Below are 24,218 nucleotides of genomic sequence, written 5' to 3' on the forward strand. Positions count from 1 at the left end.
GCACCAGAAAGCCGTGATTAGGCTTGCCCGGCCGCTTCAATGCCCAGCTACCGTTTCAAGGGTTCGGATTTTCTAGGCATTTCACGTCACACCCCGGAGTGCCGCACGGTGCTCCAGCTTGGATGAATCACATGCCGCGTTTTCTCCGCCGCATCTCCGCCGTAGCCGTGCTCCTCGGAGCATGGGCCCTCGTGGGCAGCCATCGCGCGCCGATACCGCTGATGATGGGCGCGGCGGAGGCCGGGCAGGGGCAGGGCACCTGGGACGGCAGCCTGCCCTCCGCCAAGGGCGAGAAGGCGCCGCATGACCTCAACAGCCTTCGCGTGCTGACCAAGGTCATCCTCTACGTGAAGGAGAACTACGTCGACCCCAAGCGCATCAAGCCGAAGGAGATGATGATCTCCTCGCTCGAGTACGTGGAGAAGAGCGTCCCGGACGTGCTGGTGGACGGCAACCCGGAGACGGGCAAGCTGGCGGTCAACGTCAACGGCAAGTCGCGCGAGTTCGACATCGCGCACGTCGACTCGCTGTGGAAGATGTCGTTCGCGCTCAAGGACGTCTTCGACTTCCTGTCGAAGAACATGCGCCCCATCGAGGACACGCGCGACATCGAGTACGCGGCCGTCAACGGCATGCTGTCCACCCTGGATCCGCACTCGGTGCTGCTGCGCCCGGAGCTGTACCGGGAGATGAAGCTGTCCACCAAGGGCGAGTTCGGCGGCCTGGGCTTCGTCATCCAGATGCGCGAGGGCAACCTCACCGTCGTCAAGGTGCTGCCCAAGACGCCCGCGCACCGCGCCGGCATCCAGAAGGATGACCGCATCAAGAAGATTGGCGAGGAGTCCACCGTCAACATGGACCTCAACGAGGCCGTGTCCAAGCTGCGCGGCCCGGTGGACAGCCGCATCACCATCACCGTGGAGCGCGACGGCTGGGAGAAGCCGCGCGTGATGACGGTGGCGCGCGCCATGATTTCCATCGAGAGCGTGCAGCACAAGATGCTCTCCGGGAACGTCGGCTACATCCGGCTGAAGAACTTCCAGGGCAACACCACGCGCGACCTGGAGGCGGCGCTGGGCGAGCTGCGCAAGCAGGCGGACACCAAGGGCGGCTTCAAGGGCCTGGTGCTCGATTTGCGCGGCAACCCGGGCGGGCTCCTGGAGCAGGCCATCCAGGTGTCGGACACGTTCCTGTCGAGCGGCACCATCGTCGCGACGGTGGGCCTGTCGGACAAGCTGCGCGAGGAGAAGCGCGCGCGTCCCACGGAGGGCGAGGACGCCTACCCCATCGCGGTGCTGGTGAACGCGGGCAGCGCGTCGGCGTCCGAAATCGTGGCGGGTGCGCTCAAGAACCTGAACCGCGGCGTCATCATCGGCCGGCAGACGTTCGGCAAGGGCAGCGTGCAGGTGCTGTACGACTTCCCGGACGACAGCGCGCTGAAGCTGACCATCGCGAAGTACCTGACGCCCGGCGACGTCTCCATCCAGGAGGTCGGCATCGTCCCGGACATCCAGCTGGTGCCCACCCGCGTCACCGACGAGCGCGTGGACGTGTTCGCGTCGCGCCGCTCCATGGGCGAGGCGGACCTGGACCAGCACTTCGGCAACCCGGACTCCACCACCGTCGCCAAGAAGCGCGAGGACGTGCTGGACCGCGAGAAGCCGCGCGAGAGCCTCAAGTACCTGAAGGTGGACCCCAAGCAGCAGGAGAAGCTGGCCGCCGCCGCCAAGGAGGAGCCCAAGCCCAAGGCCGCCGCCACCGAGAAGGTGGACAAGAAGCCCCACGGCGAGAACGACCCGCTGCTCGACGTGGCGGGCCAGGGCGAGGACCTGGACGACCAGCTCGACGCGGAGTCCCAGGATGAGATCAAGGAGGACTTCGAGGTGCAGTTCGCGCGCGACTACGTGCTGCGCGCGCCGGCCACCACCCGCCAGAAGATGCTGGAGCAGGGCAAGTCCTTCATCGAGCAGAAGCGCCGCGAGGAGGAGACGCGCATCAACAACGCCATCGCCGCGCTGGGGGTGGACTGGAGCGCCGGTCCCACGCCGAAGAACGTGCAGCTGACCGGCACGCTGACGCCGTCCCCGGACGCGAAGATCATGGCCGGCGAGCTCCTGGAGATGGTGGTGACGGCGGAGAACAAGGGCGGCGAGCCGCTCAAGCGCGTTCGCGCCTGGACCGAGAGCGACAACGCGTTCCTGGACCGCCGCGAGTTCATCTTCGGCGCGCTCAACCCGGGCGAGAAGAAGTCCTGGAAGGTGAAGGTGCGCCTGCCCAAGGACCTGACCAGCCGCCGCGACGACGTGACGGTGCGCTTCTTCGACGACCAGGGCGCGCTGCCGGAGACGCGCGTGTCGGAGCTGAACTTCGCCGAGCTGCCGCGTCCGTCCTTCGCGTTCAACTGGCAGGTCATCGACGACTGCGCCGCCTGCAACGGCGACGGCGTGGTGCAGCGCGGTGAGTCGGTGGCGGTGCTGCTGGACGTGACGAACGTGGGTCCGGGCACGGCGCTGGACTCGTTCACGCAGATCAAGAACGGCGGCGACGCGAACATCTTCATCGAGAAGGGCCGCTTCAAACTCGGCGAGCTGAAGTCGGGTGAGACGAAGTCCGCGCGCTTCCAGGTGGAGGTGAAGAAGGGCTACAAGGGCGACACCTTCCCGCTGAAGCTGGCCATCATCGACGAGCCCCTCGAGGAGTTCGTGATGGAGAAGATGGAGCTGCCGGTGAAGGACGCGGCGGTGGCCACGATGGAGCCCAAGAAGGGCTCGGTGCGCATCGCGGAGAAGGTGGAGCTGTTCGGCTCGCCGGTGGAGAACGCCCGCCCGGTGGCGAAGCTGAACGCCGCCGCGGTGCTGCCGGTGGAGGCCTCGACGAAGGGCTTCCTGCGCGTGGAGCTGGAGAAGAACCGCTTCGCCTTCGTGCGCGCCCAGGATGCTCGCGAGGTGAAGGCCGGCAAGCCCGTGGCGCCCAAGATGGCCTGGACGACGACGCGCCGTCCGCCGGACATCAAGCTGGACGCGGACCCGTCCTCGGGCGGCCTGGTGGCCAACGGGGAGAAGTTCACCCTGTCCGGCGTGGTGACGGACCCCAACGGCCTGTTGGACGTCTACGTGCTGGTGAATGACCAGAAGGTCTTCTTCAAGGGCGTGGACCCGGCAAAGGGCGAGCCCAACACGCTGAAGTTCTCCACCGAGTTCACGCTCAAGGAGGGCAACAACAACGTGCTGGTGGTGGCGCGCGAGAGCACCGACTTCGCCAGCCGCCGCACCCTGGTCATCCGCCGCCGTCCGGCGGAGGTCGCCCAGACGGTGCCCGCTCCGGGTCAGCCGGCCGGGACGGTGAAGCCTCGGCAGCAGTAGTCCTCCGGCCCACGGGCCGGACGCAGCCTTCCGGGCGGTCCGTTCCGCCAGTCCTCCTCACGGAGACTGGCGGGAGGGGCCGCCCGTTTTGTTGACGCTCCTCGCGAGCAGGCGTTAGCGTCCGACGCCGTGGGGCGCCCCCGGCCGGCGGGTGCTCGGGAGGCGGTGACTCGAATGCGGACGTTCAGTCGGTGGCTCGCCCTGGCGGCGTGTGTCTCGGGAGCGACCGCGTACGCGGACCAGAACGACCTGCGCATCTCCGAGTTCGGGGACCCGACGACGGCGAACTCCTCCGCCAACGCGGACTTCCAGGCCTTCGCGCGCATCATGGGCGCCGCCATCACCTCGGCGAACCTGATGCCGCCGGAGACGACCGGGCACTCGGCCTGGGCCATCAACGCGGAGCTGTCCGTGGTGTCGCTTCCGGACAGCGTGCGCATCCCCACCGAGAACCCGGAGCAGCCCTCCACGGTGCTCATCCCCTCCTTCCACGTGCGCAAGGGCCTGCCCTTCTCGCTGGAGCTGGGGGGGCGCGTGGGCTGGGTGGAGAAGAGCAGCCAGGTGGTGGCCACCGGCGAGGTGAAGTGGGCCGTCAACGAGGGCTTCACGTGGCTGCCGGACGTGGGCGTGCGCGGCCACGTCACCAAGCTGTTCGGCACCAGGGACTTGAGCCTCACGGTGATGGGCCTGGACCTGGGCGTGGGCAAGCAGTTCCCCCTGGGCGGCATGGTGACGCTGACGCCCTACGGCGGTCTGGACCTGGGCTTCGTGGGCGCCACCAGCAGCCGCATCGACTTCCAGCCGAACCGCTCCTACGAGGACTCCACCGGGAACGACTCACGCGCGGCGCTGGAGGGTACGGCGCCGTACCGGAAGGTGTCCTTCGGCGACAACGTGAACCAGCGCTTCTACGGCGGCGTGCGCTTCATCGGCGGCGTGCTGCAGCTGGGCGCGGAGCTGTCGATCACCCGCACGGGCAGCGTCGAGGACCCGGGCGCGAGCGAGGACCGGGGCCTGCCGGGTGTCTTCGCGTTCAGCACCACGCTGGGCCTGGACTTCTGAGCGGTGCCCTCAGGCCGCGGCGCGCAGGGCTTCGCGCACCGCGCCCGGCCTGTTGGTGATGAGGTAGCTGACGCCCATGCGCTCGAGCTCGCTCGCGCGGGCGGCGTCATCCACGGTCCACGCAGCCACGCGCAGCCCCGCGGCTCGCCAGGTGGCCACCCGCTCCGGCGTGCAGTCCACGTGGTACGGGTGCACCGAGTGCGAGGACACCAGCGGGCTCACCGCGTAGGCCTGCACGCCCCAGCGCCGGTCCGGGTCGATGAGGTAGCCCCGGCGCAGCTCGGGCGCGACGTCGAGCAGCCGGAAGAGGCACAGCGGGTTGAAGCTGGAGATGACCACGCGCTCAGCCATGTCCAGGTCGCGCACGAGCCGGGCCACCTTGCGCGCCAGGCCGTCGTCATCGAAGCGCTCGCACTTGAGCTCGATGTTGACGATGAACTGTGGGGGCAGTGACAGCAGCACCTCCTCCAGCAGGGGAATGCGGGCCGGAGCGAAGCCGAGGGGAGAGCCCACGTCGGCCTTCTGGAGCTTCCACCAGGGGGTGGTGCGCACCTCCCAGGGCAGGCGGGCCAGGCGCTCCAGGCGCTCGTCGTGGCAGACGACGACCTCCCCCGAGCCGCACACCATGGCGTCCAGCTCCACGCCGTCGGCGCCCTGACGGGCGGCCTCGGAGAAGGCTTCCAGGGTGTTCTCGGCGGCGTCGGCGGAGGCGCCTCGGTGGGCAAGCAGGAGCATGGGCGCAGTGTGCGACGGAAGCGGCCGGCACGTGCAGCCGAAGTGCGGGCAGGCGTCCACGGCTGGACGCGCGGCTTGCCTCCCCCGCCCCTTTGCTGCACTGTGCCCTCATCATGGGCCTCGGCCTCGGAGAATTCATCGTCCTCGGCTTCATCCTGCTGGTGGTCTTCTCGGCCGCCCGGATGGGTCAGCTCGGCAACGCGGTGGGCAAGTTCGTCTACTCGTTCCGCAAGGCGTCCAAGGGCGAGGACCTCATCGACGCCAAGTCGCTGCCGTCCTCACGTCGGGGCTCCACCGACGCCGAGTACACCGAGCAGGACGCCCCGCGCCGCCGCTAGGTCGGCCGCCCCTCCCCGCTGCTTCTCGACTGTCCGCGCGGGCCCGCGCCGTCGAGTCCAACGTGGGTTCCCGGCGCTCGGGGCCTCGTGAAGCGGAAGGCTCCTCGATTCAGTCCGGGCCGTGGTGCCCGACGCGAGTTCCGGGGACTTCCGTCGCGCGAGGGCTCGCGGGGCGGAGGGACTCGGGGCCCTCGGCCAGGAGCCGGGAGGCCTGCTCGCGCAGCGAGGCGTGCACGGCGTTGTCCGAGATGAGCTCGCGCAGGTCCCCCGTGTTGAGCAGCGGGACGATTTTCGCGCCCACCTCGGGAGGCAGGTACGGGTTGAAGACGAGCGCCCGGCGCACCGCGTGGCGCACGGACCAGCGCGGGGACCTCCAGATTTCGAGCAGCGGCTCGGGACGCGCGGGACGGCGCGCGGCCACGCGCACCACCAGCTCCTCGGTGAGGCGGGGGTTGATGAGGACGTTGCGCAGGACGGAGGGGTTGCTCACCGTGGCCAGGCGCGACAGCGTGTCCGGGTCCCGGGTGAGCCGGGCCTGCTGCTTGAGGTGCCCGAGCGACTGCGAGAAGGCGTTGGCGTCCGCGCGCGCCGCGGCATCGGGGTTCATCTCGCGCTTCGCGGGGCCCTGGGCGAACAGGTCCGCCACGGTGTCGAGCGACTGCACATGCGCGAGCCTGCGCAGCGCACCCACGTGGGGGATGTGCTCGGCCTCCTGCGCGAGCGCGGCCATGAAGTCGGACAGCACGCAGGTGGCGGGCTCCCAGCCCTGACGGGCCAGGGAGATGAGGTGCCCTACCAGTTCATTCGCGTCGAGCGGGTCTCCGCGCGACAGCTCCCTCGCGGCCGCCTTGCGACGCACCGACGCACCGCCACCGAGCGCGTGGAGGAATCGGGCGACGTTGCGAGCTTCCTCCAGCGAGGGCATGGCGGCTCACTCCGTGGGCTTGGCCTGGGCCGGCGCGGTGGGCTCGGCGGGAGGAGTGGCCGCGGCGGGCGCGGGGACGGCCTCCACCGTGACTTCGAGGCGGAAGCCATCGAGGGCGGCCGGGTACTCGTGGAAGACGAGCAGGAAGGGCGCCCTGGCGCCGGGGGCCACGGAGACGGCGGCGGCGTCCATGCGCTGGCGCAGGGCCAGAGCCGACTCGGTGTTGCTCACCGCGAAGAGTTCCTCGGGCGTGGCCACCGAGCCCGCGAGGCCCTCGACGGAGCGCACGCGCTGGTTCCCATCGAAGAGGGCGCCGCGCACGCGCAGGTGCGTCGCCGAGCCGGTGCGGTTCTCAGCGTCCCCTCGGATGAAGAAGAGCGGCTTGCCGGACTGCGTCTCGTACAGGCCGTTGGACACGTCGAGAGCCACCAGCGGCGTGGGCGCGGGGACGACGAGTGAGCGCAGGCGCTCGGGAGAGAGGACGGAGAAGTCCACCCGGCCCTCGTGCAGGTAGACCCAGCCCAGCGCGCCCAGACCCACCACGAGGGCGGCGGCGACCACCAGGTTGACGAACAGGGCCGTCACCTTGCGCGCGCGACTGGGCGGGCGGGCCTGGGGGATTCCGACGTCCTCGGGCCGGGCCGTGGGCTTGGCCACGGAGACCACGGGCGCGGAGGACATGCTCGGGTCCAGCTCCAGCACCTCGCGCTGCCCCACCCCGCTCCCCACGCGTCCCAGGGTGACGCCTCCACCCTGGCCCGCGTCCACGGGAGGCACGTCGTCCAGGAGCGAGCCCAACGAACCGCCGTGCGAGCCATCGTGGTCGAGAGCGCCTGGTGACACGTCACCGAACAGCGCCGCGCGCCCGGTGTCCGAGGCCTCGAGTCCCGCGTGCTCGCCGAAGGCCTCGCCACCGTCCGAGTTCAGGTCGAACAGGTCCTGCGCGCCGGGAGGCGACGAAGGGGGATGTCCCGGTGACGCGGCGGTGGGCGAATGGCCAGGGTGTGTCGCGTCACCCAGGTCGAGGGAAGCAAACGGGTCCGCGGCCGAGGGAGGACGCCCCGGGAGCGTCGCGTCGCTCGGGGCGAGGAAGGGGTCCACGGGAGCAGGAGCAGCAGGTGGACGGCTCGGCTGCGTCGCATCGCGCGGGTTGAGCGGCGCGCCGCCTCCACGAACAGCCGAGGCGGGAGGCTGCCCGGCCTGCGTCGCATCATTCGGATTGAGTGGCGCGGCTCCCCCGCGAGCAGCCGAGGCGGGAGGCCGTCCGGCCTGCGTCGCATCACTCGAGTTGAGCGGCGCGCCGCCTCCACGAGCAGCCGCAGCGGGGGAACGTCCCGCCTGCGCAGCGTCATTCGGATTGAGCGGCGCGCCTCCTGCGCGAGCGGGCGCCGGGGGCGGACGACCGGCCTGCGTCGCTTCGTTCGGAGCCAGGGCCGCGAAGGGATCCACGCGACCAGGAGCAGCAGGCGGACGACCCGACTGCGTCGCGTCGCTCGAGTCAAGGGCCGCGAACGGGTCCGGCGGCTGCCCCGCCTGCGTCGCATCACCCAGGTCGAGCGAAGCGAACGGGTCCGCCGGAGAAGCCGGAGGTCGACCCGCCTGCGTTACATCCAGGTCGAGCGAGGCGAACGGATCCGACGGTGGAGCCGGAGGACGCCCCGGAAGCGTCGCATCCTCGGGCGCCGCGAACGGCGAGGCACCCGCCGCCCCATGCGCGGGGGGCCGCCCTGCCGCTGGCGCACCAGCACGCGGGGCGCCAGGTACCCCCGCCTGAGGAGCCCGAGGAGGCGGCTGCCCCGTCACGCCACGAGGAGCAGCGGTCTGCCCCGCCACCGGAGCACTCGCCGGAGCGAACGGAGGCGGCGCCGACATCGTCGTGTCGTCGATGTCGATGGACGCGAACGGGTCATCCTCGGCCGCGGGAGGAGCGGCGGTCCGAGGCGCAGGCAGCGCGTCATCGATGTCGATGGACGCGAACGGATCCGCATCGACCGGAGGCGCGGGAGGCTTCGCGCCAGGCCCCACGGGCGCGGGCAACGCACCGAACGGATCCGCCCCACCCACCGCCCCAGCGGGCGCGGCGAGGAAATCAGCGAACGGGTCCGCGCCTCGCGACGCGGCGCTTCCCGCCGCGGGAGGCGGAGGCGGCGCGGTGCGGGCTGGCGCCCCCCGAGGCGCAGCGACTCCCGGAGGCTGCCGGGACGCGATTCCGGGCAGGGGCACGGGGCCCGATTGCCGCGATGCGGCGGCCTCATCGACCGGCGGAGGCACCGCGCCACCGTACAAGCCCGAGGAAGTGTCGACTGGCGGACGAACGGGCTGCGCGGCCCCGGGCAGTGGAACCGCGCCAGCGTTGCGCACCGCGGCGACGCCAGGAGCCCCGGCCACGGGAGGGCCCGAGGACTGCGCCGGCGGCAGCGGGATGGGACCCACGCGGGTGGGCTCGCGGAAGACGCCGTCCTCCGTGTCGAGGTCCCCATCCATGCTGTTCCACGAGCCACCCCCAGGGGGGCCCGCGGGGGCTGTTCGCGTCGCCGCGACGCCCTGGGCGAAGAAGCCGGGCCGCGTGATTTCAACGCCTTTGGGGTCGGCAGCGGCCCCGAAGGCGGCGAAGGGGTCGGCCTGCCCGGCCGACGAGGAAGGCGAGGACGCACCGGCATCCTCCCCGCCTGATTCACGGGTGACGCGGAACGTGTTCTGACATTTGGTGCAGCGGACCTTGACCCCCTTCTCGGTCACCTTCTCGTCGGGGATCTTGAACCGCGTCTGGCACCGCGCGCACTTGACGATCATTCAGCAGGCCTGGGGCAGGCACGAGTATAGAGGCACCGGGCGGGTCCGGCGAGACGGGTTCTCGCTGCTTGCTCGCCTCCAACCCCTCTGGTACGAGGTTCGCCCCTGCGAGACTCAGGCATGGAAGCTGGCTTGGAGTCGAGCCCAAAAGGGGCGGAGAAACCGATGAGCGAGGCCGAGCAAGCAGGCGCTCCCAGCAGCAAGGAGCCGAAGATCATCAAGCGGTACACGAACCGGAAGCTCTACGACACCGTGGAGAGCCGGTACGTCACCCTCGATGAGATCGCCGCGATGATCAAGGAGGGCACCGAGGTGCGGATTGTCGACAACCGCACGAAAGAAGACCTGACCTCGGTCACCCTCGCGCAAATCATCTTCGAGGAGGAGAAGAAGAAGAACCAGATGCCGCTGTCGGTGCTGCGGGAGATCATCCGCCACCCCGGCGAGTCCATCTCGGGCTTCATCCAGAAGGAGGTCAGCCCTCGCGTCGCCTCCATCCGCGAGGAGGCCGAGTCCCGCCTCGACAAGCTCCTGCGCCGCGAAGAGGCCGTGAAGGCCGGCCTGGAGGTTCCTCCCGAGGAGCCCCAGCAGGCCGCGGACGCCAACCTGCCTGCCGGTGGCCTGTCCCCCGCCGACCTGCTCAAGGCCAGCCAGCGTGCCTTCGAGGACTGGCAGAAGAAGATCGACGAGCGCGTGAAGCACGTCGTCGAGAACCTCACCGGCAACCTCCCCGCCCTGGGCCGCGACATGCAGTCGCTCACCCAGCGCCTCGAGGAGCTGGAGAAGAAGCTCGAGCAGCTCGAGCAGTCCAAGAAGTCCGAGTAGCCGTCAGGCCCTGGGCGCCGCCCGCTTCCGCTTCCGGGGAGCGGGCCCGCCGTGAATCTCCGAGGCGATGGCCGCCAGCATCTGCGCGCCCCGGCTGCGGGGCGCGTACTCGAAGATGGTCTTCCCGTGGCTCTGGGCCTCGTCCACCTTCACGTCGTAGCCCAGCGGCGTCGTGGCGAGTGACTCCGGGAAGTACGCCCTGAGCCGCTCCAGGATGGCCGTGGCCAGCGCCGTCTTGCGGTACAGCGTGGGCACCACCTTGGTGACGCTCAGGTCCGAGCGGCCCTCGGCCTCGCCCACCTGCCGCACCGTGTCCGCCACCTCGGCGCAGCCATCCAGCGCCAGGTACGTCAGCGCCACCGGCACCACCACCTCCGTCGCGGCCACCAGGATGTTGCGCGTGGTGAGCCCCATGGACGGCGGCGAGTCGAAGACGACGGCGTCGTAGCCCGCGTCCTTCGCCGCCTCCAGGCGGTCCGCCAGCCGGTGCGAGCGCCGCGCGTGGGACGCCACCACCACCGGGAAGTCCGCCATCTCCTTGTACGAGGGCAGCACGTCCAGGCCGGCCACGGCCGACGGCCGCACCACGTCCGCCAGGGCGACGGTGTCGTCGGTCAGCAGGTGGAAGACGTTGCGAGGAAGCGTGCGCACGTCCAGGCCGAGCGCCTTGCTCGCATGGCCCTGCGTGTCCAGGTCCGCCAGCAGCACGCGCAGGCCGCGCTCCCTGACGAGCCAGGCGGCGGTGTTCACCGCCAGCGTCGTCTTGCAGGTGCCGCCCTTCTCGTTGATGAAGGCGATGCGCCGCATGGTGGCCTCGGGCTCCCCCGGACCTGTCCGGGTGCTTACTTCTTCGACGGCGCCTTCTGCGCCACCAGGGTGTCCACCTTGCTCTCCACCGACGCCAAGAGCCGCTCCAGGTCATCCACCTTCGAGCGCAGTTGCTCCAGGTCCGCCGTGGATGGCAGGTTCATGGCCGACAGCGCCGAGCGCAGCGCGCTGTCCAGCGTGCCCTTGGCCGACAGCGAGCGCGACACCAGCGTCTGCACCGCCGCCACGAACTTCTCGTTGGAGAGCAGCTGCTGCGCCAGCTTGCCGACGCGCTCCTCGCCCGTCTCCACGAGCTTCTTCATCACCGGGTTGTTCTTCAGCATGGGACGCCTGGTTTTCACCCGCCCGGTGGAACCCCACCGTCGGGACGTCGGGAAAAAGACGCCGCACTCTGCGAGGGGGCAACGCGACGTGTCAAGCAAGGCAACAACCCCGGGCCAAACGCGTTGACTCCTGGAGACTCGATTCCTACGGTTCGCCGCTCGCTTATGGCAGGGCTCCTGGACAAGCGGTTGTGGGTGGTCTCCGGCAAGGGCGGCGTGGGCAAGAGCACCGTCGCCGCGGCGCTCGCCCTGCGCTCGGCGCGCGCGGGGCGTCGGACGCTGGTGTGCGAGGTGAACACGCAGGAGCGCATCAGCCGCTTCCTCGAGCACCCTCCCGCCGGCCCCGAGGTGAAGCTGTTGGAGGAGAACCTCTGGGCCGTGGACGTGCGCCCGCAGGAGGCCATGCGCGAGTACGGGCTGATGGTCCTGCGCTTCGAGGCCCTCTACAAGACGGTCTTCGAGAACAAGCTGGTGCGCTACTTCCTGCGCTTCGTGCCGTCCCTGCAGGAGCTCGTCCTGCTGGGGAAGATCATGTACCACCTGCAGGAGAAGCTGCCGGACGGGCGCTGGCGCTTCGACACCATCGTCCTGGACGCGCCCGCCACCGGCCACGCCATCTCCTTCCTGAGCGTGCCCCAGGTGCTCGTGCAGACGGTGCCCCCGGGCCCCATGTCGCGCGAGGCCCAGAAGATGCGCGACCTGCTGGTGGACCCGTCCGTGACGGCCGCCATCCTGGTGGCGCTCCCGGAGGAGATGCCGGTGAACGAGGCGCTGGAGCTGCACGCCGCGCTCACGGACCGGGTGAACCTCCGCACGCACGCGGCGGTGCTCAACCAGGCCATCCCCGAGCGCTTCACGGAGGCCGATTTGGAGGCCCTGGCGGGCCACCCCGAATTGCACCACGTGGCCCAGGCGCACCATGACCGCGCGGCGCTGACGGTGCTCGCGGGCACCAAGCTGGAGCGCAACCTTCACACGCCGGTGTTCAACATCCCCCGGCTGTTCCTCCCCGCCTTCGGGCGGGACGCCATCGAGCAGGTCATGGGTCACCTCGAAACACTGGTGATGGGGGAGCGGTGAGCACCACGGCCCTCGCGCCCGCGCTCGCGAACAAGCGCGTCCTCATCTGTGTCGGCTCCGGCGGTGTCGGGAAGACGACGGTGGCCGCCACCCTGGCCCTGCGCGCGGCGGTGGAGGGCCGTCAGAGCCTGGTGTGCACCATCGACCCGGCGAAGCGGCTGGCCAACTCGCTGGGCCTGTCCGCGCTCGGCAACGCGGAGACGCAGGTGCCGGCCTCCGCGCTGCAGCCGCTGGGCGTCACGCCGCGCGCGGCGCTGTACGCGATGATGCTGGACATGAAGCAGACGTGGGATGACCTCATCACCCGCGTCGCGCCTCCGGAGCAGCGCGAGCGCATCCTCGCCAATCGCTTCTACCAGTCGCTCTCCACGGCCCTGGCGGGCAGCCAGGAATACATCGCCATGGAGAAGGTGTGGGAGCTGCGCCGCAAGGGCGAGTACGAGCTCGTCGTGCTGGACACGCCACCCACCGCGCACGCGCTGGACTTCCTGGACGCGCCCAACCGCGTGCTGGACTTCCTGGACAACGAGGCGGCGAAGTGGCTGCTGGCGCCCGCGCTGAAGGCGGGCAAGCTGGGCCTGTCGCTCTTCAACCGCAGCGGCTACGTGCTGCGCGCGCTGTCCAAGTTCACCGGCACGGAGATGCTCCAGGAGCTCTCCAGCTTCATGCTGTCCCTGTCGGGCATGAACGAGGGCTTCCGCGAGCGGGCGCGCGGCGTGCGCTCGCTCCTGGAGGACAAGACGACGGGCTTCGTGCTCGTGACCAGCCCCCACCCCGAGCGCATGGACGAGGCCATCCACTTCAACAGCCTCCTCAAGCAGCACCGCATGGAGGTGGTGTCCCTGGTGGTGAACCGCGTGCACCCGCTGCCCACCGAGGCCATGTGGGCGGACGCGGCCACGCTGACGCCCACCCGCCGCGCCAAGGTGGAGGAGACGCTGCGCGAGCTCCAGGTCCTGGCCGAGCAGGACCAGAAGGGCATCGCCCAGTTGCAGGCCGCCTGCCCGGGCATCCCCCTCATCCGGGTGCCGCGTTTCGGGCTGGACGTCCACGACATCACCAGCCTGTGGCAGACCGGACGCTACCTGCTGGGAGACGACACCTTCTGAGCGGGCCCGGGCTCACCCCTCGTCGCGGCCAGCAGCCGCCCGGGGGCCGGACAGGCGGGACGGCGGCGCGCGCGCCCCGGACGCATTAAACTGGGCGCGCCCACCCTCGGCGGTGGGAACTCCAGGGCACGGCGCGTTGTCCGGAGACGGCAGGGCCAGGAGGACGCATTCCGTGACGCGGAACGAGCGAACGTACATGTCGGTCAGTCGCTGGGGCTGGGTGTTGGCGCTGGGCCTGGGTGTCGCCGGATGTCGGACGACGGGCGCGGCGGGCAGCTCGGACACCGCCCAGGTGGCCCCGGCGAAGCAGGAGATTGAGTTCGACGCGGTGACGGTGACCGCGGACCTGGAGCTGGACAAGCTCAACGACGAGGAGCTCTTCGCCGGGGGCACGTCCGCCTTCGCGGCCAACGACTTCAAGCAGGCGGCGCGCTTCTTCGGGCGGCTGGTGGACTTCCACCCGAAGAGCCAGCACCGTCGCGCGGCGCTCTACAACGCGGGGCTCGCCCACCAGCGCCTCAAGGAGTGGGAGGAGGCGTGGCTGCGCTTCTCCGAGCTGGCGGACGCGAAGGCGGGCCAGGGAGACGCGCTGGACGCGTCCTTCCGCGTGGCGGAGACGCAGTACCACCTGGAGCGCTACGACGAGGCCGTGGCCCTCTTGTCCACGCTCGCCGCGCGCGAGGACATCCCGGTCAACCGCCGCATCGAGGCGCGCGTGCAGCAGGGCGTGTGTGAGCTGGAGGCGGGCCGCACCGACGCCGCCGAGGCCACGCTGCGCAAGGCCCTGTCCGCCTACGAGGCCCTGTCCGACAAGGACGAGGTGGACGACTACTTCCCCGCGCAGGCGCACTTCTTCGTGGGAGAGCTGTACCGGCTGGACTACGAGGACGTGAAGCTGGACCCCTCCAAGGGCGCGGACAAGCTGGCCGAGGACCTCAACTACAAGGCGGAGCTGCTGCTCTCCTCGCAGGGCCACTACCTGCGCTCCATCCGCGTGGGCAACGGCTACTGGGCCACCGCGTCGGGCTCGCGCATCGGCGCGATGTACGAGGACCTCTACGCGCAGATGGTGAGCTCGCCCGCGCCCGCGGAGCTCAACGCGGAAGAGGCCGTCGTCTACCGGCAGGAGCTGCGAAAGAAGATTCGCGTGCTGCTCACCAAGTCCATCAACATCTACGAGCGCACCCTGGAGACGGCCGAGCGCATCGGCTCGCAGAGCAGCTTCGTGGACCGCACGCGCGAGAGCCTCGCCAAGGTGAAGGCCCTGCTGCTGGCGGACGCGGAGGGCGAGCCCCTTCCCGAGCCTCCCGCGTCGAAGGACGAGCCCCACACGTGAGCCGCGGCTGAAGTCGCCCGGAGGCCGCCCCACTGGGCAGCCCCGGGCCGGGCGGCGTAGCCTGGGGCCCTGCCATGGAGCCCCTCTTCACGCCCGAGCAGCTCGCGGAGATTCACGCCTACCACCTGCCCCACTACATCCGCGCGGCGGTGAACCCCTTCGCACGGTTCGCCCTGCTGGCGCTGATGTTGGGCGTGCTGGTGCGGCCCTTCTTCCGCATGGCCACGGCGGCCGCGGCGGGGCTGGAGCGCCGCTTCGGCTTCCTGCGCACCGCGCCCGTCAGCCGCGCCTTCTTCAGCGCCATGGACCGGCTGTGGGGTGAGTCCGGCTGGGGCGCGGCCGTCCTCTTCGCGCTGATGACGGACCTGTTCGTGAAGCTGGTCTACGCCCCCGTGGACATCTGGTTCGCGTACACGCTGGAGCACCAGCACGGCATGTCCAACTACACCCCGGCCGCCTTCGCCCGGGACATGCTCAAGGGACACCTGCTGGGCGGGTTCGCCATCGCCGCGCTCGTCATCGGCCTGTATGGACTGGCCCGTCGCACGCGCCACTGGTGGTGGGTGCTGGGCGTGCCCGTGGCCCTGCTGATGCTCGTCTCCTCCGCGCTGGACACGTACCGGGGCCGGCTCTACTTCGAGCAGGAGCCGCTGCCCCCGGGGCCTTTGCGCACGCGGATGACGGCGCTGATGGCCCAGGCAAACATCACCTTCTCCGACGTGCTGGTGGAGAAGACCTCCGTGGCCTCGCGGCGCATCCAGGCGTACTTCGCGGGCCAGGGCCCCACGCGCGCCATCGTCCTCAACGACGTCATCCTCCAGGAGCTCTCCGAGGACGAGGTGCTCGCGGCCGTGGCCCACGAGGCCGGCCATGTCCAGGAGCAGAAGTGGCCGGGCCGCATCGCCTCCTCCCTGGCTGTCGTCGCGCTCCTCTTCGCCATCGACCGGATGCTGCGCGTCGCGGCGGCGCGGAGCTGGTTCGGCACCTCGCGCTTCGCGGACATCCGCACCCTGCCGCTGCTCTCGCTGCTCCTGTCGCTCGTGCTGCTGCTGGGCGCGCCCATCGCCGGAGCCTTCTCCCGCGAGCGCGAGCGCGCGGCGGACCGCTTCGCCCTCAACCTCACCCACGACGTCGACGCGTTCCGCCGAATGCTGGTGAAGGCCGCGCGCGTCAACAAGATGGACCCCGACCCTCCGCGCTGGGTCGTCCTCAAGGGCATGAGCCATCCCCCCGTGGGCGAGCGCCTGGCCGACCTGCCCGCGCCCTGACGTGAAAAAGCGGCCGGCAGGTGGGCTCTCCCCTTCCCCTCCCCTCTCCACCCGAGCCCACCCGCCGACAGCCGCCGCCGGGCCACTCCCCCGAGCGCCAGCGGCACTTCCTCCCCCCCACGCCACCCAGCTACGGCTGCTGGGCGTCCTGCTTGAGCTTCTCCACCGCGACCAACGTGATGGCCTTCACCAGCGCCCGCGCCCTGCGCCCCGCCGCCGTCTCACCGTGCGGGTCCACCTCCACCGCCTTCGACAGGTCCGTGAAGCCCTGCCGCTCCCCCTTGCGCAGGTACAGCTCCCCCCGGTTCGCCAGCGCCACCGGATGCCCCGCGTCCCGCGCCAGCGCCGCGCTGAACTCCGCGATGGCCTCCTCCAGCCGCCCGAGCTTCTGGTACACGGTGCCCAGCGCCGCGTGAGCGCCCGCGTCCCGAGGATTCCCGGCCACCAACCCCTCGAAGAGGATGCGCGCCTCCTCCAGCCGCCCCGCGGCCGCCAGGTCACACCCCACCTGCGCAATCGCCTTCGCCTCCTCGAAGGTCATCCCCTCCACCTCCGCCCACGTCGCCTCGCCCCGCGCGAAGGACCGCATCCTGTGCACCGCCCCGGTCTCCATCCGCATGCCCTCGACTCCCTCGTGTTTGATGACGCGGCCCATGGACTCAGGCTCCGCGCAGGTTGGAGATGGCGGTCTTCGCCATCTCGTTGAACTTGGCGGACATGTTGCTCATCAGGTCGAACATGGCCTTGCGCTTCTCCAGCAGCCGCTGCAGCCGCAGCTCCAGCTCGCGCATGTCCCCGTCGAGCTTCGCCGCCTTCTTCTTGTCCACGTCCGTGGTGCCCAGCGTCGCGCGGTCCTCGCCCGCGGTCGCCATCTGCTCCATCACCTCCATGATTTCGGTGTCCGTGTCGCTGGAGATGGCGCCGAGGATCGCCTGCACCTTGTCCTCGATGCTCATGCGCGGGTTGTCGACGATGCCGCGAACACTCGAGCTCGCCTTGCTCGGCGTGTTCGTCTTCACGTCCTTCGACTGCTCCAGCTCCGCCTTCACATCCAACCAGCCGATGATGCCGTCGCGCCCGTCGATGCCCGCCGCCATCTCCAGCCGGTCGAAGTACTCCGGGTGGTCCTTGAAGAACTGCGCGGCCTTCTTCAGCGTCGAGGACGCTCCCTGATTGTTCAGCAGCGCCAGCATGTCCGCGCGAGTCACGCGGTCATCCTTCACGCCCGACGCCGTGTCGAACGTCCCCCAGTTGTCGCGCAGCACCGCCACCGCCTCGAGGTACTCGCGGAAGTCCGGGTCCTTCGACGTGGGCGGCTTGCCGCCCCCCACCGGCCCCGCGCCGCCCGAGCCATTCGAACCACCCGTGCCACCGGTGCCTCCCGTACCGCCCGTGCCACCTCCGGTCCCCGGTGACGGATTGCCCGGCGGGGTGGGACGCGGCCCCGGGGACGGCCCACCGGTGGTGGGCGGAGGCGTCGTGCCGGGCGGGCAGTCCTCCTGCTTGGGCGGGGACACCGGCGGCGCCGTCGGCCGGCCATAACGGGCGAACTCCTCCCCCACCCGCTTGAGCTCCGCGCGGACGCCCGACAGCTTGATGCGGTCGTCGTTGTAGATGCTCCCCAGGACCGGCATCAGCGACGAGAGCAGCCCCCGCGAGTCCACCCGCTCGAACAGCGCCGCGTTCTGCGTGAGGAACCGGGCCGCGTCGCGAAGCTGCGGGGACAGGCTGGCGTCGTTGGCCGCGCGCCGCAGCTCCTCCTTCGACAGCGAGCCGGACTTCTTCCCGTCCGCGAGGTCCAGCTGCTCGAAGTTCGCCTCCAGCACCTTCAGCGCGGCCTCGTACTCCAGCATCTTCGGGTCCAACGCGCTGGTGCTCGCGGGCAGCAGCGGGGCATAGCCCTGGGTCTTCCCGGCGGCCCCCGCCGAGGTCGCGTACTCCGTCTTCGCCGCCGGGTTCTTCTTCAGCTCCTCCGCCACGCCCGCCACGCCCGTCGCCGCCTGCAGCACGTTGCCCGTCATGACGCCCGTGGCGGCCTTGATGGAGCTGGAGACGAGCGGAGAGAGAGTCCCCGCGTCCCCCGCCCCCTCCATCGCCGTGCCCTCCGGGCGGGCCAGCAGGTTCGTCGCGCTCTTCAAGAAGTCCACCATGAGTCCTCCCACGCGGCGGGTTGATGGAGTGCCGCGCGATGACTCGTGGGGGTTGCAGCGACGGTGCCGGCAGGCGGCCCGGCAACCACGCGAGCGAATTCCGTCGGTTAGCCGGACTGACAACCCGGGCACGTCCCCGTCAACGGACGGCGCGGTCCGTGAGGGAGGATGCGGTTAAGTTGCGCCACGCATGCGAACCCTGGGTTTGGACTTCGGAACCAAGACCATCGGCGTGGCCGTCTCGGATGGCCTGGGCCTCACCGCCCAGGGCGTCACCACCATTCGCCGCACGTCCCTCAAGGCGGACCTGGCCGCCCTCGGCGCCCTGGCGCGCGAGCACGAGGCGGACCGCTTCGTCCTCGGCCTGCCGCTCAACATGGACGGCTCGGAGGGCCCGCGCGCGGAGGCCTCGCGCAAGTTCGCGGACGCCCTGACGCAGGCGCTCGGCATGCCGGTGGAGCTCTGGGACGAGCGGCTGTCCACCGTGGCCGCCACGCGCACGCTCCTGGAAGCGGACGTCAGCCGCGCCCGCCGCAAGGAGGTCATCGACCAGGTGGCCGCCCAGTTCATCCTCCAGGGCTGGCTGGACGCGCGCCGCCCCAGGGACACCGACTACCACCCGGACGACTACGACGACGAGCCCGGACACTCCGGGTGACGCCGTCGGGCGGCTACGGCCGGCGCCGGTAGACGTGCAGCGGAGCGGTGAAGCCGTCCAGCTCCTCGTAGGCGACGCCGTCCAACGTCAGCGTGCGCCCCTCCAGCCTCACCCCGGGGTCCTTCGCCAGCGAGCCCTGGTCGAAGCGCACCAGCACCTCCGGCCGTGCCTCCCCCAGGAGCTTGCGGAAGGTGTCCCAGCGCACGCGCGCGATGCGCTCCTCGGGCAGCCCGGAGAAGAAGGCCACCTGCAGGTCCATGTAGTTGGGGTCCGTATCCAGCGCGAGCGCCCCGCCCTTCTCGGCCACCTCCGCCTTCACGAAGTCCGCCACGCGCATCACCGGCACGGGGTTGGTCGACGTGGGGCTCACCGGCCGCAGCGACGTCTGCAGGCGCCCGTCGTCGCGGAACGTGTACAGGCCCAGCGCCACCGGCAGCACCACCGCGAGCAGCGCGGACACCCCCGCCACCGCCTTGCGCGCGCCCTCGCCGCGCGAGCCCATCAGCGCCCAGAAGCCGAACGCGACGAACACCGGCACCACCGCCAGCTGCGTCACCGTGAAGCGCCCCAGCGGCACGAAGTTGAGCAGCACCACCGCGCGGAACGTGAAGTACGCCGCGGGCACCGCCGCCGCCGCCACCAGCCAGCGCGTGTCCGGCCGCGCCTTCCACGCCTTCACCATGCCCCACAGGCCGAGCAGCCCCACGCCCGGCGTCAGGGTGAAGAGCGCCACGCCCGGCCAGAAGAACAGCTGCTGCGCGCGCCAGCCGATGGCCGCCCCCGAGCCCGCCGAGGAGAGCACCCAGTCCCGGTGGAAGTCCTCCACCGCCTTCACCGGGTAGAACGGGTCGCCGTGCATCAGCTCGTTGCCCTGCATCCACAACAGGGGGAACGGCAGGCACGCCAGGCCGAAGCCCACCGCGCGCGTCACCGCCGCCACCTTGTCCTGGCTGCTGAAGAACAGCCCCAGGCACAACAGCGGGATGTACATCCACGCGTCGTAGCGCAGCGCGCACGCCAGGTTGAGCATCAGCGCGGCCTGGAACAGCGGCGCGAAGCGGTTCTCGTCCACCCCCTCCGCGTAGAACGCGAACGCGGCCAGCATGAAGAACAGCGACACCGCCTCGCTGCCCGCGGTGGTGGAGAACTGCAGGTGCATGCCCCACGCGCTGAACACCAGCGCGGCCACCACGCCCGCACGCCAGTCGAACAGCCGCCGCGTCAGCGCGAACAACGGCACCACCGACAGCACGCCGAACAGCAGGCTCACCACGCGCCCGGCCACCTCCCGGTCGAACACCGACAGCGCGATGCCCACCAGGTACAGGTGCAGCGGCCCGAACTGGTACGCGCCATCACCGTACGCGGTGATGAGGTGCGGGGCGCGCAGCCACCGCTCCGCCAGCTCCGTGCGCACCACCGCGTCGCCGTACAGGTTCTCGTTCACGAAGAAGACGAGCAGCCGGGGCACCAGCGCCACCGCCAACAGCACTCCGATGAGAAGGCGCGTGCTCGGCTCGGGCGCGGGGGACGGGACCGCCGCGAGACTCGGCACGGAGGACGGAGGGTGGGAGACAGAGGTAGGTGCGGTCGCCATGACGCGCGGCAGGATACGCAGGCACGGCCCAAAGCCAAGCCGGCGACCCCGTCTTCTCCAGCCTCCCCGCAGCCGACTTCACCCTCAGCGAACCGCGCGCCGGAGCGAGCACACCGCCGCCCTCGCGCGCCCCGGAGGCACAGCGGGCCCGAGCCAACGTGTACCGCGTGGCGAATGTATCACCCTTCGGTGCAGGCACGCCCGCCTGGCTGCTGTCAGGGATGTCTTGGCGCCCCTCACCTGCACCGCCGACATGTGGAAGGAACACAGACGCCGCCCCACAACCAGCCAACAGTCCGCCTCCGGCAAGGCCGTCAGGCGTTCAATACCCCTCGCGTTCCGGGGGGGCACCTACCCCGTTGCACGCGCCGCCCTATAATCACCCTTGCCTCTTCACCCCGTGGAGGGGGCGCGCCTGTTCCGGCGTCCTGCCCCTGACACGAGCGTAACGCGCGGTCCCATTCCGCGGCGGGGTCCCGAATTGGCTGCAGGGCTGTCGTGCCTGGGACCTCGGCGGGATGGTTGTGGAATGGCAATCCAGCCCTCCAGGTTCACCATTCTGGCCCCCTAGGGCGCGAGTGCCTCGCACCCCAGGCCGGCTTCCGAGGGAGAGACATGAGGGACGCTGAGAAGGGTTCGTGGGTCTCCAAAATCGCCGCGCTCCAGGACGCGAAGACCTACGCGGAGCTCAACTGGGAAGGCAACTTCGAGGAGTACCTCGAAATCGTCCGGAAGAACCCCAAGGTGACACGCACCGCCTTCCAGAGGATCTACGACATGATCCTCAGCCACGGGAAGACGGAGTACATCGACAACAAGAAGAAGCTCATCCGCTACCACTTCTTCAGCGACGAGAAGTTCGGCGGCAAGGACGCCATCTTCGGCCTGGATGTGCCGCTGATGAAGCTGGTGAACGTCTTCAAGTCCGCCGCCCAGGGCTACGGCACCGAGAAGCGCGTCATCCTGCTGCACGGCCCCGTGGGCTCGTCCAAGTCCACCATCGCGCGGCTGCTCAAGAAGGGCACCGAGGACTACTCGAAGACGCCCGAGGGCGCCGCGTACACCTTCTCCTGGACCACCGACAAGAAGCTGCCGGACGGCACCGTCGTGAAGGAGAAGATGAAGTGCCCCATGAACGAGGAGCCACTCAACCTGGTTCCCCGCGAGTGGCGCGCCAAGGTCTACCAGGAGCTGTCGCCGCCGGACTCCGGCTACACCATCCCGGACGGCTCGGAGCTGTGCCCCGCCTGCCGCTTCGTCTTCAAGGACCTGATGACCCAGTACCACGGTGACTTCGCGCGGGTGATGGACCACGTGCGCGTCAACCGCCTGGTCTTCAGCGAGAAGGACCGCGTGGGCATCGGCACCTTCCAGCCCAAGGACGAGAAGAACCAGGACTCCACCGAGCTCACCGGTGACATCAACTACCGGAAGATCGCCGAGTACGGCTCGGACTCCGACCCGCGCGCGTTCAACTTCGACGGCGAGTTCAACATCGCCAACCGCGGCATCATCGAGTTCGTCGAGGTGCTCAAGCTGGACGTCGCCTTCCTCTACGACCTGCTCGGCGCGTCGCAGGAGCACAAAATCAAGCCGAAGAAGTTCCCGCAGACGGACATCGACGAGGTCATCCTCGGCCACACCAACGAGCCCGAGTACAAGAAGCTCGAGAACAACGAGTTCATGGAGGCCCTGCGCGACCGCACGGTGAAGATCGACGTGCCGTACATCACCAAGCTCGCCGAGGAGGTGAAGATCTACGAGAAGGACTTCAACTCCCGCGCCATCAAGGGCAAGCACATCGCGCCGCACACGCTGGAGATGGCGGCCATGTGGGCGGTGCTCACGCGCCTGGAGGAGCCCAAGAAGCACAACCTGTCGCTCCTGCAGAAGCTCAAGCTCTACAACGGCAAGACGCTCCCCAACTTCACCGAGGACAACATCAAGGAGCTGCGCAAGGAGAGCATCCGCGAGGGCCTGGAGGGCATCTCCCCGCGCTACATCCAGGATAAAATCTCCAACGCGCTGGTGAGCGACAAGGGCGAGGGCTGCATCAACCCCTTCATGGTCCTCAACGAGCTGGAGGCGGGCCTCAAGACGCACTCGCTCATCAACAACGAGGACGCGCGCAAGCGGATGAAGGAGCTGCTCACCTCCGTGAAGCAGGAGTACGAGGACATCGTCAAGAACGAGGTCCAGCGCGCCATCAGCGCCGACGAGGACGCCATCGGCAAGCTGTGCGGCAACTACATCGACAACATCAAGGCCTACACCCAGAAGGAGAAGGTCAAGAACAAGTACACCGGCCTCTACGAGGAGCCGGACGAGCGGCTGATGCGGGCCATCGAAGAGAAGATCGACATCCCCGACAGCCGCAAGGACGACTTCCGGCGCGAAATCATGAACTACATCGGCGCGCTGGCGGTGGAGGGGAAGACCTTCAACTACCGGACCAACGAGCGGCTGCACAAGGCGCTCGAGCTGAAGCTGTTCGAGGACCAGAAGGACAGCATCAAGCTCAAGAACCTCGTCTCCTCCGTCGTGGACAAGGAGACCCAGGAGAAGATCGACCTGGTGAAGGACCGGATGATGAAGAACTACGGCTACTGCGAGATCTGCTCCACCGACGTGTTGAACTTCGTGGCGAGCATCTTCGCCCGCGGCGACGCGAAGGAGTAACCACCTCAGGAGAAGGGCGAGCCGTCGTGACCTTGAAGATCCACCAGGACCACTCCCGCTTCAAACAGATCGTCCGCGGGAAGATCAAAGCCAACCTGCGCAAGTACGTGCAGAAGGGCGAGATGATTGGGAAGAAGGGCAAGGATGCCATCAGCATCCCCATCCCCTTCATCGACATCCCCCGCTTCAAGTACGGCCACAAGGAGCAGGGCGGCGTCGGACAGGGTGACGGCGAGGTGGGCCAGCAGCTCGGCCCCGGGGCGGTGGAGCCCGGGGACGGGCACCAGGCCGGCCAGGGTGAGGGAGACCACGCCCTGGAGGTGGATGTCACGCTCGAGGAGCTGGCGCAGATACTGGGCGAGGAGCTGCAGCTGCCCCACATCGAGCGGCGCCAGAACGAGAAGATCATCACCCAGAAGATTCGCTACACCGGCATCAACACCACCGGCCCCGAATCCCTGCGCCACTTCAAGCGCACCTTCAAGCAGGCCCTGCGCAGACAAATCGCCGCCGGCACCTACGACGCCGCCAGGCCCGTCATCATCCCCACCCGCGAGGACCGCCGCTACCGCAGCTACAAGCTGCAGGACCTCCCGGAGACCAACGCCGTCATCATCTACATGATGGACGTGTCCGGCTCCATGGGTGACGAGCAGAAGGAGATCGTCCGCATCGAGAGCTTCTGGCTCGATACGTGGCTGCGCCACCAATACAAGGGCCTGGAGGCGCGCTACATCATCCACGACGCGGTGGCGCGCGAGGTGGACCGCGACACGTTCTTCCACACCCGCGAGTCCGGCGGGACGATGATCTCCAGCGCCTACAAGCTCTGCCGCGACATCATCCTGGCCGACTACCCGAAGAGCGCCTGGAACGTCTATCCGTTCCACTTCAGCGACGGGGACAACTGGAGCGCGGACGACACGCGCCAGTGCATCGAGATGCTGCGCAACGACGTGCTGCCCAACGTCAACCAGTTCGCCTACGGACAGGTGGAGTCCCCCTACGGCAGCGGTCAGTTCATCAAGGACCTTCGCGAGGCGGTGGGTGACACCCCCAACGTCGCGCTCAGCGAAATCGCGGACAAGGACGCCATCTACGCGTCCATCAAGGACTTCCTCGGCAAGGGACGCTGAAGAGCCAGCGCCCC

General features: G+C 69.5%; 19 protein-coding genes and 1 pseudogene. 11 read left to right on the plus strand and 9 right to left on the minus strand.

Features of this window, described 5'->3' with window-relative positions; all coding sequences use genetic code 11:
* Window positions 1-122: 122 nt before the first annotated feature.
* Window positions 123-3,362 carry an MXAN_5808 family serine peptidase gene (locus AC6JA9_RS33125; RefSeq protein WP_408889433.1) on the plus strand — a complete coding sequence of 1,080 codons (3,240 nt, stop codon included), beginning with the start codon at window positions 123-125 and terminating at the stop codon, window positions 3,360-3,362.
* A 174-nt stretch (window positions 3,363-3,536) separates the two neighbouring features.
* On the plus strand, window positions 3,537-4,424 hold the full coding sequence (locus tag AC6JA9_RS33130) for a hypothetical protein (protein WP_223748102.1): 888 nt from the start codon (window positions 3,537-3,539) through the stop codon (window positions 4,422-4,424).
* A 9-nt stretch (window positions 4,425-4,433) separates the two neighbouring features.
* On the opposite strand, the gene AC6JA9_RS33135 is transcribed toward AC6JA9_RS33130, so the two are convergent.
* Entirely contained in the window at window positions 4,434-5,159 is a 726-nt protein-coding gene (locus tag AC6JA9_RS33135; RefSeq protein WP_473571603.1) for a glycerophosphodiester phosphodiesterase, read from the minus strand.
* A 113-nt stretch (window positions 5,160-5,272) separates the two neighbouring features.
* Between AC6JA9_RS33135 and AC6JA9_RS33140 the strand changes: the two genes are divergently transcribed.
* Window positions 5,273-5,497 carry a twin-arginine translocase TatA/TatE family subunit gene (locus tag AC6JA9_RS33140; protein ID WP_141329496.1) on the plus strand — a complete coding sequence of 75 codons (225 nt, stop codon included), beginning with the start codon at window positions 5,273-5,275 and terminating at the stop codon, window positions 5,495-5,497.
* A gap of 109 nt (window positions 5,498-5,606) precedes the next feature.
* Here AC6JA9_RS33140 and AC6JA9_RS33145 read toward each other — a convergent pair whose 3' ends face one another.
* The 3 genes and pseudogenes from AC6JA9_RS33145 to AC6JA9_RS33155 form a co-directional block, all read right to left on the minus strand.
* On the minus strand, window positions 5,607-6,422 hold the full coding sequence (locus AC6JA9_RS33145) for a hypothetical protein (protein ID WP_426745309.1): 816 nt from the start codon (window positions 6,420-6,422) through the stop codon (window positions 5,607-5,609).
* A 6-nt stretch (window positions 6,423-6,428) separates the two neighbouring features.
* Window positions 6,429-7,523, minus strand: a complete 1,095-nt coding sequence (locus tag AC6JA9_RS33150; protein ID WP_497960798.1) for a hypothetical protein — start codon at window positions 7,521-7,523, stop codon at window positions 6,429-6,431.
* Window positions 7,524-9,116: 1,593 nt separating this feature from the next.
* Window positions 9,117-9,215: pseudogene (locus AC6JA9_RS33155) on the minus strand (zinc-ribbon domain-containing protein); the annotation flags it as partial.
* Between the two features lie 165 nt (window positions 9,216-9,380).
* Here AC6JA9_RS33155 and AC6JA9_RS33160 point away from each other — a divergent pair.
* Complete coding sequence (locus tag AC6JA9_RS33160) at window positions 9,381-10,040, plus strand: polyhydroxyalkanoate synthesis regulator DNA-binding domain-containing protein (protein WP_141332526.1); 660 nt, start codon at window positions 9,381-9,383, stop codon at window positions 10,038-10,040.
* A 3-nt stretch (window positions 10,041-10,043) separates the two neighbouring features.
* Here the strand turns inward: AC6JA9_RS33160 and AC6JA9_RS33165 are convergent, their stop codons facing one another.
* The gene (locus AC6JA9_RS33165; RefSeq protein WP_223748098.1) at window positions 10,044-10,847 is read right to left on the minus strand and encodes a ParA family protein; all 804 of its coding nucleotides are present in this window, start codon (window positions 10,845-10,847) and stop codon (window positions 10,044-10,046) included.
* A gap of 35 nt (window positions 10,848-10,882) precedes the next feature.
* On the minus strand, window positions 10,883-11,191 hold the full coding sequence (locus AC6JA9_RS33170) for a hypothetical protein (protein ID WP_141332524.1): 309 nt from the start codon (window positions 11,189-11,191) through the stop codon (window positions 10,883-10,885).
* 165 nt (window positions 11,192-11,356) lie between these two features.
* Between AC6JA9_RS33170 and AC6JA9_RS33175 the strand changes: the two genes are divergently transcribed.
* The 4 genes from AC6JA9_RS33175 (at window position 11,357) to AC6JA9_RS33190 (ending at window position 15,984) form a co-directional block, all read left to right on the plus strand.
* Window positions 11,357-12,271: an ArsA family ATPase gene (locus AC6JA9_RS33175; RefSeq protein ID WP_223748097.1), complete on the plus strand. Its 915-nt coding sequence runs from the start codon at window positions 11,357-11,359 to the stop codon at window positions 12,269-12,271.
* Window positions 12,268-13,380, plus strand: coding sequence for an ArsA family ATPase (locus tag AC6JA9_RS33180; protein WP_223781734.1), 1,113 nt, complete (start codon window positions 12,268-12,270; stop codon window positions 13,378-13,380). The genes AC6JA9_RS33175 and AC6JA9_RS33180 overlap by 4 nt, the downstream gene beginning before the upstream one ends.
* Window positions 13,381-13,576: 196 nt before the next feature.
* Window positions 13,577-14,716, plus strand: coding sequence for a tetratricopeptide repeat protein (locus AC6JA9_RS33185; protein ID WP_223748095.1), 1,140 nt, complete (start codon window positions 13,577-13,579; stop codon window positions 14,714-14,716).
* A gap of 74 nt (window positions 14,717-14,790) precedes the next feature.
* Complete coding sequence (locus AC6JA9_RS33190; protein ID WP_426745308.1) at window positions 14,791-15,984, plus strand: M48 family metalloprotease; 1,194 nt, start codon at window positions 14,791-14,793, stop codon at window positions 15,982-15,984.
* A gap of 130 nt (window positions 15,985-16,114) precedes the next feature.
* On the opposite strand, the gene AC6JA9_RS33195 is transcribed toward AC6JA9_RS33190, so the two are convergent.
* Window positions 16,115-16,639, minus strand: a complete 525-nt coding sequence (locus tag AC6JA9_RS33195; protein WP_141332029.1) for a tetratricopeptide repeat protein — start codon at window positions 16,637-16,639, stop codon at window positions 16,115-16,117.
* 4 nt (window positions 16,640-16,643) lie between these two features.
* Window positions 16,644-18,134: a hypothetical protein gene (locus tag AC6JA9_RS33200; protein WP_267699799.1), complete on the minus strand. Its 1,491-nt coding sequence runs from the start codon at window positions 18,132-18,134 to the stop codon at window positions 16,644-16,646.
* A gap of 190 nt (window positions 18,135-18,324) precedes the next feature.
* On the opposite strand from AC6JA9_RS33200, the gene ruvX reads away from it, so the two are divergent.
* A complete protein-coding gene (ruvX, locus tag AC6JA9_RS33205) occupies window positions 18,325-18,792 on the plus strand; it encodes a Holliday junction resolvase RuvX (RefSeq protein WP_267699798.1) in 468 nt (155 codons plus the stop codon).
* Window positions 18,793-18,805: 13 nt separating this feature from the next.
* On the opposite strand, the gene AC6JA9_RS33210 is transcribed toward ruvX, so the two are convergent.
* Entirely contained in the window at window positions 18,806-20,389 is a 1,584-nt protein-coding gene (locus tag AC6JA9_RS33210) for an ArnT family glycosyltransferase (protein ID WP_223748091.1), read from the minus strand.
* A 615-nt stretch (window positions 20,390-21,004) separates the two neighbouring features.
* Between AC6JA9_RS33210 and AC6JA9_RS33215 the strand changes: the two genes are divergently transcribed.
* Together AC6JA9_RS33215 and AC6JA9_RS33220 are read left to right on the plus strand one after the other, a co-directional pair.
* Complete coding sequence (locus AC6JA9_RS33215) at window positions 21,005-23,068, plus strand: PrkA family serine protein kinase (protein ID WP_141332033.1); 2,064 nt, start codon at window positions 21,005-21,007, stop codon at window positions 23,066-23,068.
* A gap of 26 nt (window positions 23,069-23,094) precedes the next feature.
* On the plus strand, window positions 23,095-24,204 hold the full coding sequence (locus AC6JA9_RS33220) for a DUF444 family protein (RefSeq protein WP_141332034.1): 1,110 nt from the start codon (window positions 23,095-23,097) through the stop codon (window positions 24,202-24,204).
* The last annotated feature ends 14 nt before the right edge of the window (window positions 24,205-24,218 follow it).

Source organism: Myxococcus sp. MH1 (genome assembly GCF_059738865.1).